At 36.4% G+C, this 14,429-nt stretch carries 14 protein-coding genes; 7 read left to right on the top strand and 7 right to left on the bottom strand.

What is annotated here, in order from left to right; all coding sequences use genetic code 11:
• Nucleotides 1-37: 37 nt before the first annotated feature.
• On the bottom strand, nucleotides 38-1,117 hold the full coding sequence (locus tag BMZ04_RS12785; RefSeq protein WP_093271032.1) for an AI-2E family transporter: 1,080 nt from the start codon (nucleotides 1,115-1,117) through the stop codon (nucleotides 38-40).
• Nucleotides 1,118-1,254: 137 nt separating this feature from the next.
• Here BMZ04_RS12785 and BMZ04_RS12780 point away from each other — a divergent pair, with 137 nt between their 5' ends.
• Nucleotides 1,255-1,698 carry an NUDIX hydrolase gene (locus BMZ04_RS12780; RefSeq protein ID WP_093271027.1) on the top strand — a complete coding sequence of 148 codons (444 nt, stop codon included), beginning with the start codon at nucleotides 1,255-1,257 and terminating at the stop codon, nucleotides 1,696-1,698.
• Nucleotides 1,699-2,248: 550 nt separating this feature from the next.
• Here the strand turns inward: BMZ04_RS12780 and BMZ04_RS12775 are convergent.
• Both BMZ04_RS12775 and BMZ04_RS12770 read right to left on the bottom strand, forming a co-directional pair.
• Nucleotides 2,249-3,688, bottom strand: a complete 1,440-nt coding sequence (locus tag BMZ04_RS12775) for a DEAD/DEAH box helicase (RefSeq protein ID WP_093271766.1) — start codon at nucleotides 3,686-3,688, stop codon at nucleotides 2,249-2,251.
• Nucleotides 3,689-3,701: 13 nt separating this feature from the next.
• A complete protein-coding gene (locus tag BMZ04_RS12770) occupies nucleotides 3,702-4,001 on the bottom strand; it encodes an AraC family ligand binding domain-containing protein (RefSeq protein ID WP_093271023.1) in 300 nt (99 codons plus the stop codon).
• Nucleotides 4,002-4,205: 204 nt separating this feature from the next.
• Between BMZ04_RS12770 and BMZ04_RS12765 the strand changes: the two genes are divergently transcribed.
• The gene (locus BMZ04_RS12765) at nucleotides 4,206-4,427 is read left to right on the top strand and encodes a DUF2187 family protein (RefSeq protein WP_093271018.1); all 222 of its coding nucleotides are present in this window, start codon (nucleotides 4,206-4,208) and stop codon (nucleotides 4,425-4,427) included.
• Here BMZ04_RS12765 and recQ read toward each other — a convergent pair.
• The 4 genes from recQ to BMZ04_RS12745 all read right to left on the bottom strand — a co-directional run bounded on the left by recQ (nucleotide 4,412) and on the right by BMZ04_RS12745 (nucleotide 7,834).
• Nucleotides 4,412-6,178: a DNA helicase RecQ gene (recQ, locus tag BMZ04_RS12760; protein ID WP_093271014.1), complete on the bottom strand. Its 1,767-nt coding sequence runs from the start codon at nucleotides 6,176-6,178 to the stop codon at nucleotides 4,412-4,414. The genes BMZ04_RS12765 and recQ overlap by 16 nt on opposite strands.
• A 192-nt stretch (nucleotides 6,179-6,370) precedes the next feature.
• Nucleotides 6,371-6,598 (bottom strand): hypothetical protein, encoded by a 228-nt coding sequence (locus BMZ04_RS12755; protein WP_093271011.1) that lies wholly within the window; start codon nucleotides 6,596-6,598, stop codon nucleotides 6,371-6,373.
• A gap of 374 nt (nucleotides 6,599-6,972) precedes the next feature.
• Nucleotides 6,973-7,473: an SRPBCC family protein gene (locus BMZ04_RS12750; RefSeq protein ID WP_093271007.1), complete on the bottom strand. Its 501-nt coding sequence runs from the start codon at nucleotides 7,471-7,473 to the stop codon at nucleotides 6,973-6,975.
• Between the two features lie 19 nt (nucleotides 7,474-7,492).
• Nucleotides 7,493-7,834 carry an ArsR/SmtB family transcription factor gene (locus BMZ04_RS12745; RefSeq protein WP_093271004.1) on the bottom strand — a complete coding sequence of 114 codons (342 nt, stop codon included), beginning with the start codon at nucleotides 7,832-7,834 and terminating at the stop codon, nucleotides 7,493-7,495.
• A 229-nt stretch (nucleotides 7,835-8,063) separates the two neighbouring features.
• On the opposite strand from BMZ04_RS12745, the gene BMZ04_RS12740 reads away from it, so the two are divergent.
• From BMZ04_RS12740 to BMZ04_RS12720, 5 genes are all read left to right on the top strand, one after another.
• A complete protein-coding gene (locus tag BMZ04_RS12740) occupies nucleotides 8,064-9,254 on the top strand; it encodes a class I SAM-dependent rRNA methyltransferase (protein WP_093271000.1) in 1,191 nt (396 codons plus the stop codon).
• A gap of 226 nt (nucleotides 9,255-9,480) precedes the next feature.
• Nucleotides 9,481-10,842, top strand: a complete 1,362-nt coding sequence (locus BMZ04_RS12735) for a sigma-54 interaction domain-containing protein (protein ID WP_255367910.1) — start codon at nucleotides 9,481-9,483, stop codon at nucleotides 10,840-10,842.
• A gap of 209 nt (nucleotides 10,843-11,051) precedes the next feature.
• Complete coding sequence (locus BMZ04_RS12730) at nucleotides 11,052-11,882, top strand: beta-keto acid cleavage family enzyme (RefSeq protein ID WP_093270994.1); 831 nt, start codon at nucleotides 11,052-11,054, stop codon at nucleotides 11,880-11,882.
• Between the two features lie 6 nt (nucleotides 11,883-11,888).
• A complete protein-coding gene (locus tag BMZ04_RS12725) occupies nucleotides 11,889-12,932 on the top strand; it encodes a ketopantoate reductase family protein (protein ID WP_093270991.1) in 1,044 nt (347 codons plus the stop codon).
• Nucleotides 12,933-13,008: 76 nt separating this feature from the next.
• Complete coding sequence (locus tag BMZ04_RS12720) at nucleotides 13,009-14,397, top strand: GntP family permease (RefSeq protein WP_093270987.1); 1,389 nt, start codon at nucleotides 13,009-13,011, stop codon at nucleotides 14,395-14,397.
• Nucleotides 14,398-14,429 lie beyond the last annotated feature (32 nt).

The raw sequence follows: 14,429 nt of genomic DNA, 5'->3' as shown, positions 1-14,429 counted from the left end.
CGATCTCGCTATTGTTTATAGATCATAGTTTATCTATTTAAACAGATTCTGTTGCAGCTTCTTTAATCCCTTCACGATGTGCGTAAATATTTTTCAATATCGCTTTTACTACCGCATACGTAGGAACGCCTAAGATAATTCCCCATAAACCTGCAATATTACCTGCTGCTAAAATAATTGTAATAACGGTCAAAGGATGAATATCTAATGATTTCCCCATTACATTTGGTGTAATTAGATTGCTTTCAATTTGCTGCGAAACGAGCATAATAATGGCTACATATATCGCAAGCTTGGGCTCTTGTATTAATGCAATGATAAGTGCGGGTACAAGAGCAATATAAGGTCCTAAAAATGGAATTACATTCATCATCATTCCAAATACTCCAAGTAACAATGCATATTGAAGTCCAATTGCATAATACCCAATGAATAACATGACACCAACTAAAAAGCTGACAAATAGTTGTCCTTGAATATAAGCACGTAGTGTATCATCAATATCCGCTAATGTTTTACGAATCCAAGTTTTCTTATCCCCTTTAAAAAATTGCGCTATAAAAGGAGCAAACTTTTCATGGTCCTTCAACATATACACAAGGAAAAATGGCACAAGAACGAATAAGAAAACTCCTTGGAAAACATTTTGTATAAACTTAATTAATAAAGAACCAGCACCAACCGCAATTGTATCAACTTTACCTGATACTTCTTTAATTGTTTTTTGTAGAAACTCCGGAAATCTTTCTTGGTTTGCAAATACATACTCTGAAAACTCCTGGACTTCTGATACAATCTCTGGCGTATTTTTCACAAGCGCGTTTACTTGTTTGGTTAGAGGTGGACCGACTAGTGCATAAAAACCCCACCCAACTAATCCAATCACAACAAATATGGACAGTATACTAGCCCATTTTGGAAATTTTATAGACTCTAACCATTTTAACAGTGGCCTTGTTAAATAAAACAAAACGCCTCCTATCAATAATGGCATAAAGATCGTTTGTCCAACAATAATTAGTGGTGAGAAAATATTTTTCACTTTTATAAATAGAAAAATGATTAATAATGTCAGCAGTATTGCTACTCCTATTTGAAACCAACGTTTGTTTGTCACCGACGATCACATCCTTACTTTTTACTCAGGTAATAGAATATACGAACCCCTTTCTCGGAGGTTTCACATTATTATGTATCTTACCACTTTTTACTGTAAACTAATAATAGAATCTTACTCTGGAAAGGATAAAGTATATGGAATATTACAAGGAACTCCGAAAATATGTCGGCCATCGTCCACTAATACTTCCTGGCTCCGTTGTGCTAATAGTGAATGAGCATAACGAAGTATTGCTACAAGAAAGAGAACTTGGAGTTTATGGCTTACCGGGTGGGCTAATGGAGCTTGGGGAAAGTCTAGAGGACACTGCTCGTCGTGAAGTTTTAGAGGAAACGGGATTACATATTGAAGGACTAACACTATGTCATGTATATTCAGGTCCAGAATATTATATGGAAAATCCTAATGGAGATATGTTTTATTCGGTAACAGCGGTTTATAAAACGAAGGAATATGGGGGGAATCTTTCTCCGGATGGGATTGAAACTTTGAGTCTCCAATTTTATAATCGGAATAACCTACCAGAAGGTTTACTGCCATCCTATCGAACATTTATTGAAAACGAGCTTGGAGTTTAGTTAACTCTAAGCTCGTTTATATCCATGCTGTTGTATATGATAGAAATAAAACGTAACATTATGGTCCAATTGCGAAATGTATAGTCTAGCTAATTAGAAAATGTCATCTTATGAAAAGTGAACGCTTTACTGTGAGAAAAAGATTTCCCTCGACAATTAATTGATGCTTTAAAGGTTTAATTTAGTTGCGTGCCATAACCAGCCTGTTTGCTTAAGCTATTTTCTAAACATACATTGTAAAACTTCATATAAATTAGGATTTAGCACAGTGGTCCTAATGAATCTATAACATGTGTTAAGTGAGATGCTAATTATTTAGTAATATTCCATTGATTGCAGCGGAAGGCGGCGACTCCAACGGAGGTCAACAGAATGTTGTTCACGAAGGCGTTGCCACACGATGTGGCGCTCTTAGCCTTTGTTCCTCTGTGAGACAGATGAGCCATCATAACGTACGCGTTAGCGGCGGTGATGGCTCATCGCTCACCCCGCGGAAAGCGTCCGCCTGCAGCGGAAATCACAGCGTTTACTTAAAAGAGCATTTTATGATCTATTTATGCGCAATATGCACTTTTAGTTGTTTGCCTTTAATAGTTGTGTTTCTCATCGTTTTTAAAACAAGTGGACCTTTGCCATTTAGAATTTCTACATAGGTTACGTTGTCTTGAATTGTGATGATCCCGATGTCATCAGCAGACACTCCATTTATTTTTGCTAACGTACCTACGAAATCTACTGCACGAAGCTTTTTCTTCTTACCGCCATTGAAATATAGTTTTGTTATATTGGCGTTTAAATGTTCGCTTTTCGATTTTTTTATTTCTGGCTGTTCTTGCATTTTCAAATCAAATGCAGCGCGATTTTTTGCTACTGCTTCCGCAGATAACGCTGGACCAACTGGAATTTCAAAGCCTATAAATGCTTCAATTTCTTTTACAAATTTATCTTCAAATGGGGTTGCAAGCATAATCGATTTACCGCTACGACCCGCACGTCCTGTTCGGCCTGTTCTATGCACATAACTTTCTTGCTCAAGTGGAACATCATAATGAACAACATGCGTAATATCTTCAATATCAATTCCTCGAGCCGCAACATCCGTGGCAATTAGATAGCGGAAATCGCCTCTCCGAAAATCGTCCATTACTTCAAAGCGGTCTTCTTGCATCATACCGCCATGAATTTTATCTGCTGTATATCCTTTTTCGTCTAATATATCTACAAGCTGTTCCACTCGTTCTTTTGTACGACAGAAGATGATGCAACTATCAGGATTTTCAATAATCGTTAGTTTTTCAAGGAATGAAAGCTTAAGTTCCTCTTGCACTACAAACTTCACATGCTCAATATTCGGAGCATTTTCTTCGGCAACATCGATTTCAATCGAAACAGGTTGCTTCATATACTTACTGCTCAACTTTTTAATCTCATCAGATAAAGTAGCTGAAAATAACATCGTTGTGCGTTTTGTAGGAAGTAATTTAATGATTGATGTAACTTGCTCTAAGAAGCCCATATTTAGCATTTCATCTGCTTCATCAATCACTAGATATTCAATCTTCGATACATCAAGCGTCCCTTTTTCGATATGATCTAGGACACGGCCTGGAGTACCAACAACGATATGTGTTTTTTGCTTTAATGCAAGCTTTTGTTTTGCAAATGGAGATTTCCCGTATAGGGAAAGTCCTTTAATACGTTTATAACGACCAATATTCGTAATGTCTTCTTGTACTTGAACAGCTAGTTCTCTTGTGGGTGTTAGTACTAGTGCTTGTGGTTTGTTTTCTTCCCACTCGACCATTTCACAAAGTGGTGTGGCAAACGCTGCTGTTTTTCCGCTACCTGTTTTCGATTTCACAAGAATGTCTTGTTTTTTTAGTGCAACAGGAATGACTTTCTGTTGTACTTCTGTCGGCTCTGTATAACCTAATTGTTCGATTGCTTGTAAAATCTTTTCGTCTAGTTTTAGTTCTTTAAAATGCACTATGCATAATCTCCTCTTAAATTCCAATTTTAATAACGATTACGTCTGCATCTTCCACTGCTTTTAATGCATGTTTTTCTAGTGGGTTCATATGAAGGACGTGTCCCGTCGTTACTAGTTGTTCTACACCATCTACTGTAAATAATACTTTCCCTTTTTTTACAACAACTAAAACATATTCTTTTGCATCATGCTCTTTTATTTCTTCTCCTATTCGCAATTGAATATTCATCACTTGATGGTTATCAAATTGAACAATTTTCGACACATACTTCTCTTTTTCTTCTAATAAATACGGCGTTTCGATTAAATTCATGAGTGCTCCTCCTCAAAACTAATCTTCTAACACTATCATATACAGTTTTTTCTAGAAATCAAAAACTATATCTTATTGTTCACTTCTTACCGAAGCTTACTGCCAATTACATCTAATAATCTCCACTTCCTATTTTAATAGTTTATTTGTGTTATAATAGAAGTATCGCTATTTGCGTAAAAAAACTAGAATAGAGGCAGATACATGAGTTTCCAACGACAACCAAAAGAAGTTTCAGACTTCGTAGCAGCACGGAAAATTGATGAGAAGATCTCTTTTTCTCGTAACGATCATGAAATACAAGGTACTATCTTCAAGATTTTAGAACACTCAGTTATTGTTGAGATATCTACAGAAGATGCGAAAAAGATCAATGTTCCTTCTAACTTAACAGTCGTATCACATAAAAATTATACAGTAGAATAACGGTTAATTTCTTCAAGGAAAGCTTTTCCGTATTTATCTTTTTTGTTTGCACCTACACCGTGCACCTCTAAAAATTGTTCTTCGGTTTGCGGACGCTTTACACACATATCTTGCAGTGTTTTATCAGAAAAAATTACAAATGGTGGTACACCTGCTTCGTCCGCAAGTTTTTTCCGAAGTACTCTTAATCCTTCAAATAACGGATCGTTTTTCGCGATTTGTTTCGTTACCGCTACTCCTTTACGCATTACTTGCCTTTTCCCAAGTAATACATCCTTTCCTTTATCGGAAACGTATATCGTTGGCAGACTGCCGTGATTTACTAATAATATTCCTTCTGAAATCATAAACTCCATTAATCCAGAGACATCTTTTAACGACTTATGCTTTAATATTCCATAAGTAGAGAGCTTTGTAAAACCAAAATCGAGTACTTTTTTGTTCTTTGAACCTGTTAATACTTGCGCTGTAATTGTTTTTCCGAACTTCTGTCCCATTCGAACAACACATGATAATACCATCTGTACTTCTTTTGTTACATCTTGAACTTCCCTCTCATCCTTACAGTTCGCACATCGACCACATATTTGCGCATCTAGTTCCCCGAAATAGGTAACGATAAACTGCTGTAAACAATTTTCTGTATGACAATAATCGACCATTCCTTGCAACTTCTCTAGCTCTCCAGGAATTCGTTCACGGTCTAAAGCTTGATCGATTAAAAAACGTTGTGTTTGCACGTCTTGTGATGCATATAACACTACACATTCACTTTGAAGCCCGTCTCGCCCAGCTCTTCCCGCTTCCTGGTAATAACTTTCCATATTTTTAGGAAGCTGATAATGTATCACGTATCTTACATTCGATTTATCGATTCCCATTCCGAATGCATTTGTTGCTACCATTACTTGCGCTTCATCCGTTAGAAAACGTTCCTGTTCTTTATTGCGAAAAGCTTCTGGAAGCCCTGCATGGTATTTGGCCGTGCGCACCCCAGCTTTATTTAATGTATCGTATAGCTGATCAACTGTTTTCCGGGTTGCCGCGTAAATAATCCCTACTTCTTGCCCATTTTTCTTAATAAAGTCTTTTAAAAATTTGTTTTTGTCTTGTCCAAGTACGACAGAAAACGTTAAATTTGTACGTGCAAAACCGGTAATTACGGTGCTATCTTCTTCGATTTGTAGCAATCTGCATATATCGGCACGAACTTCTGGAGTCGCTGTCGCTGTTAGAGCAAGAACAACTGGTTCTATTTCAAATACATCCTTAAGTTTATGAATAGCACGGTAGCTTGGTCTAAAATCATGCCCCCATTGGGAAATACAGTGTGCTTCATCAACCGCAATTAGCGGTACTTTGACACGCTTCAATTGGTTTAAGAAGGTTTGAGATTCTAATCGTTCGGGCGCTATATATAGTAAACGATACTGTCCATTTTGGACCTCTTCCATCGTTTCTCTTACTTCTTCTGCAGTTAATGTACTATTGATAAAAGTGGCCGAAATACCTGCTTGTATTAAGGTATCTACTTGATCTTTCATAAGGGAAATAAGCGGGGAAATGACAATCGTAGTTCCATCTAACATTAAAGAGGGGATTTGATAACAAAGTGATTTCCCACCTCCTGTCGGCATAACACAAAGGCTTGAATGATTGTTTAGCACATAGTTAATAATCGTTTCTTGTCCTTCTCGAAAGGAATCGTATCCAAAATAATTTTGTAATAATTGACGTGCATTTTCGAGCATTCTCGTACCTCCTGTCTATTTTAGAAAAAGATCCTAGCTATATCTTTCATTTCCATTATCGGCAGACGCTCTTTAGCAGTCGTTCACCTGGACACGCTTTTCCCGCTGGAGTCATCGCACATTACTACAATCAAGTAAATGTGTCAAAAACAACTATTACATCTACCATAGCTTAGAAAAAAGGAAAACAGATTACTTTCTGCTTCCCTTTTTGTTTGTATGTTGCTGATTTGGTTTCGGGTCAACTTTTTGAACATCAGATCCTAATAATAGGTAACCAAGTCCTCCCGATATTATACAAGCACCTATTGTAATAATGATCTTATTGAGCATTGGTACGTCCGTATGGTCTTTCAGCATCCATGTAGCTAGTACTGCAACTACGACCATAATCGGAATAACAACTTTCGACTTTTTCACAACGAACTTCCTTCCTCGTACATATGTATTGTATATTGTACCATAAACAATTCTATTAGGAGGAGGTGAAAGTATATCCAACTAGTCTTCTTTACAATATTCCCTTTGATATTCTTAATAATAAAAAGCCGCATTTTCCAGGTAGAAAATGCGGCTTTAAATTAATTACGCCTCGGCGTATTTGCTTGGAGCCTCACTTTGTTCAGCTCCGCAGAAGTTATTGCTCCTTCGCGAGCTCGTCGCAGAAAACAATGCTTCCAGATCAGGTAAGGAAGTTAGCCAAAGAATGTTGCATCCTTGCGACAAAAGCTAAATGACCTGTCTCACGTAAGCCTGAGCTCGCTCGATAAATTCCACCGGAGGCTTTAACTAGATTATTGGCCTGTATAACTAACTTTACCTGTTTCGACTAATTCTTTCAGTCCCATGAACATTAAATTCCAACCATGTTCAGATCCATCGTGATATTCTCCTAGTGCTTTCTCAATATCAGATTCTGTCCAATTTTCTTCATGAGCAACGTGAATATTTTGTGAAAATGTCATTTCGCATCCTTGAGGAAGTTCTTTTAGCTCTACTGTGATTGTATCCTCTAAATCACTGAATTGAGGCATTTTAAAAGTAAATACTAATTTTTGAGGAGGATCTATTTCAAGATATTCCCCAATTGCTCGGTAATCTTTACCGTCTCGGTGATCTACAATTTCCCAAGTCCCCCCTACTTGAGGACTGTTTTGTGCGACCTTGTTTGTCCCCTCTAATGTAAAAAACCATTTTCTCATCATCTCAGGATTCAACCATGCGTCAAACACTCGCTCTGGTGCTACGTCGAATACTCTTTTCATTGTTAAAGTCGTTGTGGATAAATTGTTCATATTATTGCTCCTTTTCCATTTAATTTTCTTTCCTTTTCGCCTTCATTAGCTCACTTTCAAGAAGATCAAAACGTTTGCTCCAAAATTTCTCATAAAAGTTAAGCCATTCGGTCGCTTGAGATAATGACTCTGTCTTTAAGCGACATATATGCGTTCTTCCGTTTATTATCCGCTCGACTAAATTTGCTTTTTCCAAAACTTTTATATGCTTTGAAATAGCAGCCAGGGACATATCAAACGGCTCCGCTAGTTCAGAAACCGTCCTTTCATTCAGAGCCATCATACGAACTATGTCTCTTCTTGTTTCATTCGCTAATGCATGGAATATTTCATTTAAATTCTCTTCATTTTGATTAACCATGTAGTTAAATATAACTGATTACCAATGTATATTCAACTATATAGTTAAATATAATTTGTGAAACTATTCCTTCCCCTATCCTTATTAATTCCCTTCCATCTTTGGCCATTGTTATAAGAGATAACCACAGGAAGTTCGATAAGTGTTATCCATTTAATTTAACGCATTTCTTTTTTAATATGGCTTCATATGGGATAATAAACAAAACGAACTTAAGGATGACGATATCATGCATAAAGAAATAGATATAAAAATTATAGATTCTCTAGCGCAAGACCTACAAAAAGGAGTTCCTATTTTACTAAAAGACGGCTTCCACGAAATGGACTCTTTACCTGAAGGAGCGATTTTAAAACTGCGCAATACTGCTGGCAAGTTTGTTGCTAAAGGGTATGTAGGAAAGCAAAATAAAGGAATCGGATGGCTTTTAACGAAAAATGAAAACGAACCAATTGATACGCATTTTTTCCAGAAGAAAATCGCAGCTGCAATTAAATATCGTGAGGATTATTTTAATAGTAGCGATACAACCGCTTTCCGAGTATTTAATGGAGAAGGTGATGGAATTGGCGGCTTAACGATTGATTATTTTGAAGGATTTTATTTATTAAGCTGGTATAGTGAAGGGATTTACTCCTTTAAAGAAATGATCTTAGCTGGACTGGAAGCTTCTGTTAGTTATAAAGGGATTTATGAGAAGAAACGTTTCGATACGAAAGGTCAATATTTAGAGGACGATGATTTTGTAAAAGGCGAACGTGGAGAGTTTCCACTAATCGTGAAGGAAAGTGGACAAAACTTTGCCATTTACTTGAACGATGGAGCAATGGTCGGTGTATTTTTAGACCAACGTGACGTTCGTAAGAAGATTCGTGATGCTTATTCTAAAGGAAAAACGGTTTTAAATACTTTTTCCTATACAGGTGCATTTTCTATTTTTGCTGCTGCAGGTGGCGCAACGAAAACGACAAGTGTTGATCTAGCAAAACGTAGCTTAAGCAAAACAACGGAGCAATTTGAGGTAAATGGGATCGATGCGGGGAAACAAGATATTATTGTGATGGACGTATTTGATTATTTTAAATATGCTAAACGGAAAGAGTTATCATTTGATGTAGTGATCCTCGATCCACCGAGCTTTGCACGATCAAAGAAGTATACATTTAGTTCTGCAAAAGACTACACGAACCTACTGAAAGATGCTATTGCTATTACAGAAAAGAACGGAGTCATCGTTGCATCTACTAACAATGCTACATTTGGGATGAAAAAGTTTAAAGCCTTTGTAGAAAAGGCATTCAAAGAAAGTAATCGTAAGTACACTATTGAAGAAGAATTTTCACTTCCTAATGATTTTAGAACTTCTCCGCTTTTTAAAGAGGGTAATTATTTGAAGGTATTGTTTGTTAGAGCTAAATAGCAGAAATTGTGTTTAGTACAAATTTAAATTTTTAGTTGAAATGAAATAATGAATATATTGCCAAACCTCCCGATTACTAAATAATCAGGAGGTTTTTTATTATCGCTTTGCTCATTTACTTTTATTTCACTGAAAATATAGAAAAGTATAGTAATATGAATATAAATAAAGTTTGATGGAACTTTAGATAATTAGTTACTCGAGTATTAAAGGAGCTTATGTAAAATTGGACGCATTAATTGAAGCTATCGATTATAAAAAAATTTGTGATGAATTATACGATGGGATTTATATCGCTGATGAAAAAGGAAAGACTTTATATGTCAACAAGTCTTATAGCAGAATAACCGGATTGTCACCAGACCTAGTAATAGGTAAGTATGTAAATGATCTCATGGAGGAAGGTTTATATAAAAATGCTATCACACCTGACATTATTAAAACAAAAAAACCAATTAACGCGATGGCAGAAATCCGTACAGGGGTAAAAGTATTGTTATCAGGATCACCTATTTTAGATCAGGACGGAACTCTAAAAAAGGTCGTCGTTATTAATCGGGATATGTCGGATTTATTGGATATGCAAAAGAAACTTGTTGCATCTCAAAACGAAATAGAACATCTGAGGAATTTGCAAATAAATAATAAGTTAATAGGAAATAGCGATGAAATTCAACCTATTATTGAACTGGTTCATCAAGTAGCCAATTTGGATGTAACTGTCCTTATAACGGGAGAAACAGGAGTAGGTAAAGAAGTTATAGGAAATGAAATTTATGTAACTAGCAATAGACATGACAAACCTTTTATAAAAGTCAATTGTGCAGCGATCCCCGCTAATCTACTAGAAGCAGAATTGTTTGGATACGAAGCCGGCTCTTTCACTGGAGCATCTAGTAAAGGGAAAATTGGTATGTTCGAATTGGCGGACAAGGGCACATTACTCTTAGATGAAATCGGGGAGATGCCCATTGAATTACAATCAAAACTCTTAAGAATCATCCAAGAAAAAGAGGTTACCCGTGTTGGCGGAACGAAACCGATTAAATTTGATGTTAGAATTCTTGCTGCGACCAATTGTGATTTATATGAACTAGTGAAAAAGGGAAAATTCAGGGAAGACTTATATTACAGGTTAAATGTATTTCCTATTCATATCCCTCCCCTTCGAGATCGATTTTCAGATATTGAATTATTAACGAAACATTATTTGCACATTTATAACACGAAGTATGGAAAACAAGTATTGTTTGAACGTGAAGTATATGAAGTGTTCAAAATGTACAAATGGCCAGGAAACATACGAGAGTTGCAAAATGTAGTTGAACGCTTAGTAATTACATCAGAAAAACATAATAAAATTAACGCGGAATTCTCGAGAAAAATATTAAATATGGAGCCAGAAAGTACAGAAACATCAACTAGTGAACTCAGTCTTAAAGAGATTGTCGAAACAGTAGAACGAAAGATTATAGAAAAGGCATTAAAAGATTATGGCAGTACAAGAAAAGCGGCTGTAGTCTTAAAAATTAGCCAATCCTCAGTAGTAAAAAAGGCAAAAAAATTAGGTATTCATATAAGTGATTAATAAAGGAATCAATGCGATTCCTTTTTTAATCACTTATAAACCGATGAATGATCGAATCATTTTGAATCACCATAAAAAACGATGAATATTTTCATCACCTTACTTTAAACCAAGATAAAAACCCGTTGATATAGCCCTTTTTATGTTTGGCACAGAAATTGCATTATATAAAGTGAATAACAAATTTATAGAATGCGAGGAGAAAAGTGATGGAAAAGTTAATCATTACAGTAGCACCAACAGGAGCACAAACTACTAGAGAGCATACACCATATGTGCCGTTATCTCCAAAAGAGATTGCAGATTCAGTTTATGAATCGTGGAAAGAAGGGGCAGCCATTGCCCATATCCATGTTAGGGATTACAAAGGAGATAATACCCTTGATTTAGACACATATAAAGAGGTAATTGATCGAGTTCAGGATAAGTGTGATATTATTTTGAACTTAACAACTGCTGGAGGCTTGGGCAATGATGATGAAGCTAGATTAAGAGTTTGCGAGCTAAACCCCGAAATGGCTACATTTGATGCAGGTACGATGAACTTTGGACAAGACGTTTTTCATAATACACCTGTTTTTTTAGATGCATTGGCGACTGTTATAAAAGAACGCCAAATAAAACCAGAAATTGAGATTTTTGATGTCGGGATGATAGATAATGCTTTAAGAATTGCGAAAAAAGGTTTATTGGAAGAACCATTTCATTTTCAATTTGTATTAGGTGTCCATGGTGGCATGGCGGCTACCCCTAAAAATCTAATGTTTTTAGCGGATAGCATCCCGATGGATTCAACATGGTCAGCAATAGGTGCTAGTAAAGATCAATTAACCATTAATACGATGAGTATACTTTTAGGCGGTCATGTTCGAGTAGGAATGGAAGATAGTGTGTACTATCGAAAAGGAGAGTTAGCTACTACTAATGCTCAATTTGTAAAAAGAATAGTAGAGTTAGCTGGCATTCTAGGAAGAGAAGTTGCTACACCAGATGAGGCAAGAAAAATTTTACAACTATCCAAAAAACTAGTTAAGGGGTGACTATTTATGAAAATAGGCGTATTAGGAGTAGGTTCACTAGGGACAATTATCGGTGCACTTATCACTAAAGGGGGATATGATGTTGATTTAATCGATATTAATCAACAAAATGTAGATGGACTAAATCAAAATGGTGCAAAAATAACAGGATTTTTAGATGAGACAATTCCTGTAAAAGCTAAACATCCAAACGATTTAACTGGAAAATATGATGTGATATTCCTTCTTACAAAGCAAGTTTATACAAAAGATTCATTGGAATCCATACTTCCTTTTTTACATGACGACAGTGTGGTGTGTACATTGCAAAACGGAATACCTGAAGAAAACGTTGCTGCTATTGTTGGAAAGCAAAGAACGATTGGTGGCGTAGTTGGCTTTGGGGCTACTTGGATAGGACCTGGGATATCCGAGCTAACAACGGAACTAGAAGTAGTAAAGAAATATGCTTTTGATATTGGGGAACTTACCGGAGAAATCACCGAAAGATTAAAAACGATCAAAGACATTTTAGAAACGGTTGGTTATTGCGAAATTATTACTAATATTAATGGAATGAAATGGTCTAAGCTGTTAATGAATGCCACCTTTAGTGGTATGTCTGCAGCATTAGGATGCACGTTCGGGGAAGTATTATATAACCAAGATGCAATGAGAAGTTTGGCAAACATTGCTGACGAAACGATTAAAGTAGCTCGAGCAAATAATGTTCGACTAGTTGAAATGCAAGGGAAAGACTTTGAGTTTTTAGAGTTGGAAAAGCAAGAAGACATCTCTGAAAAAATAGCATTTTACGAAGAAGTCTGGGGACCTCACGCAAACCTCAAAGCTAGTATGTTACAAGATTTAGAGAAAGGTATAAAATCAGAAATTGATTTTATTAATGGTCACGTTTCGAAAAAAGGAAGAGAGAAAAACATCCCAACCCCTTATAATGATTTGGTCTGTACCCTTGTAAAAAAATCAGAAGAAACAAAAGAACTGCCTGTTTTTGTGGAAAATATTAAAGAATTTAACTTAGTGAGCGATGAGCAAAAAGCATTCAATTGAAAGAAATAAAATGTAGGAATGGGCGGGAATAATCCCGCTTTTTCAAGCAAGGTATATGAAAAGGACGGTGCAGCCAATGTTTATTGAAGTTATTGCTATTCTCATCTCATTAGGATTACTTATATTTTTAGCCTATCGTGGTTTTCCAGTCATAGTCATTGCCCCCATTGTCACATTATTGGCAGTTGCTCTTTCCGGGGTGGCTTTATTACCTAGTTATACAGAAGTTTACATGCCGAATTTAGCAAACTATATTAAAACATGGTTCCCTATTTTTATTTTAGGTGCGGTATTCGGAAAACTAATGGAGTTAAACGGAGCTACGACCGCAATTGCGAAAAAAATTATGGACATCTTTGGTATTAAAAGAGCACTTCTAGCGACAATACTCGCTTGTTCTATTTTGACTTATGGCGGAGTTTCTCTATTCGTTGTAGTTTTTGCAGTATATCCATTTGCCGCAGCAGTTTTTCGTGAGGCAGGTATACCTAAGAGATTCATCCCTGCAGTAATTGTTTTGGGTGGTTGTACATATACAATGGATGCCTTTCCAGGTACACCTCAAATCCAAAATATTATTCCGACAAACTATTTTGGCACGGATGCTTACGCTGCCCCTATAACAGGACTTGTTGCAGGATCAGTCATTTTCTTACTGGGCTATCTTTGGTTATCAAGAAGAGTTAATAAAGCAAATTTAGCTGGGGAAGGTTATGGAGAAGGACATACAAACGAACCAGTTATCAATCCAAATGAAAAAGTAATAAACTTTTGGTTAGCAATTATACCTTTAGTAGTGGTAGTCGTTCTTAACTTTGTATTTACTAAAACAAGTTTTGCAGTTAGTCACTGGTATGCACCTGAATTATTGCAAGAAACATTTAATGTTCAAAACTTGAGCAGTTTGAGTTCCACATGGGCACTTATTGTTGCACTTGTTGTAGGGATTATTGCTGCGTTATTTATCAATATAAAATCATTTACGCCTTCAAAGCTTTCTTCCGGACTCACTTTGGCAGCAAGCGGTTCCTTACTAGCTGTATTCAATGTAGCGTCAGAAGTAGGTTTTGGAAATGTTGTGAAAACACTACCTGGTTTTGAAGTAATCAGAAATGCAATTACGGGAGTCTCTTCTCATCCATTGATATCCGAGTCTATTGCCGTTAATGTACTTGCTGGTGTAGTCGGATCCGCATCAGGTGGGATGTCGATTGCTCTAGAAGTAATGGGGCAACATTATCTTGACTTAGCGAATTCCATGGGGATTGATCCAGAATTTCTTCATAGGGTAGCCTCTATGTCAGCAGGTGGCTTAGACTCCCTGCCACATAGTGGTGCAACGATAACTATACTTGCCATTTGTGGTCTTACGCATCGCCAATCATATGGGGACATTTTCGTTATTACGATTATGAAAGCACTTGTAGCGTTTGGTACCGCTGTAATACTTTCTTTCATTGTATAATTTGATAGATGACAAATAGAAAGGGTGTCCCA

Source organism: Psychrobacillus sp. OK032 (assembly GCF_900111345.1).
GTDB lineage: Bacteria > Bacillota > Bacilli > Bacillales_A > Planococcaceae > Psychrobacillus.
The sequence above is the reverse complement of the archived record's forward strand: the minus strand, read 5'-3'. Positions and strand labels throughout refer to the sequence as shown.

Excerpts from the sequence above, each read along its gene's own strand:
- BMZ04_RS12780 (WP_093271027.1), top strand. The coding sequence starts at position 1,255 with ATGGAATATTACAAGGAACTCCGAAAATATGTCGGCCATCGTCCACTA.
- BMZ04_RS12770 (WP_093271023.1), bottom strand. The coding sequence starts at position 4,001 with ATGAATTTAATCGAAACGCCGTATTTATTAGAAGAAAAAGAGAAGTAT.
- BMZ04_RS12765 (WP_093271018.1), top strand. The coding sequence starts at position 4,206 with ATGAGTTTCCAACGACAACCAAAAGAAGTTTCAGACTTCGTAGCAGCA.
- recQ (WP_093271014.1), bottom strand. The coding sequence starts at position 6,178 with ATGCTCGAAAATGCACGTCAATTATTACAAAATTATTTTGGATACGAT.
- BMZ04_RS12750 (WP_093271007.1), bottom strand. The coding sequence starts at position 7,473 with ATGAACAATTTATCCACAACGACTTTAACAATGAAAAGAGTATTCGAC.
- BMZ04_RS12745 (WP_093271004.1), bottom strand. The coding sequence starts at position 7,834 with ATGGTTAATCAAAATGAAGAGAATTTAAATGAAATATTCCATGCATTA.
- BMZ04_RS12740 (WP_093271000.1), top strand. The coding sequence starts at position 8,064 with ATGCATAAAGAAATAGATATAAAAATTATAGATTCTCTAGCGCAAGAC.
- BMZ04_RS12730 (WP_093270994.1), top strand. The coding sequence starts at position 11,052 with ATGGAAAAGTTAATCATTACAGTAGCACCAACAGGAGCACAAACTACT.
- BMZ04_RS12725 (WP_093270991.1), top strand. The coding sequence starts at position 11,889 with ATGAAAATAGGCGTATTAGGAGTAGGTTCACTAGGGACAATTATCGGT.
- BMZ04_RS12720 (WP_093270987.1), top strand. The coding sequence starts at position 13,009 with ATGTTTATTGAAGTTATTGCTATTCTCATCTCATTAGGATTACTTATA.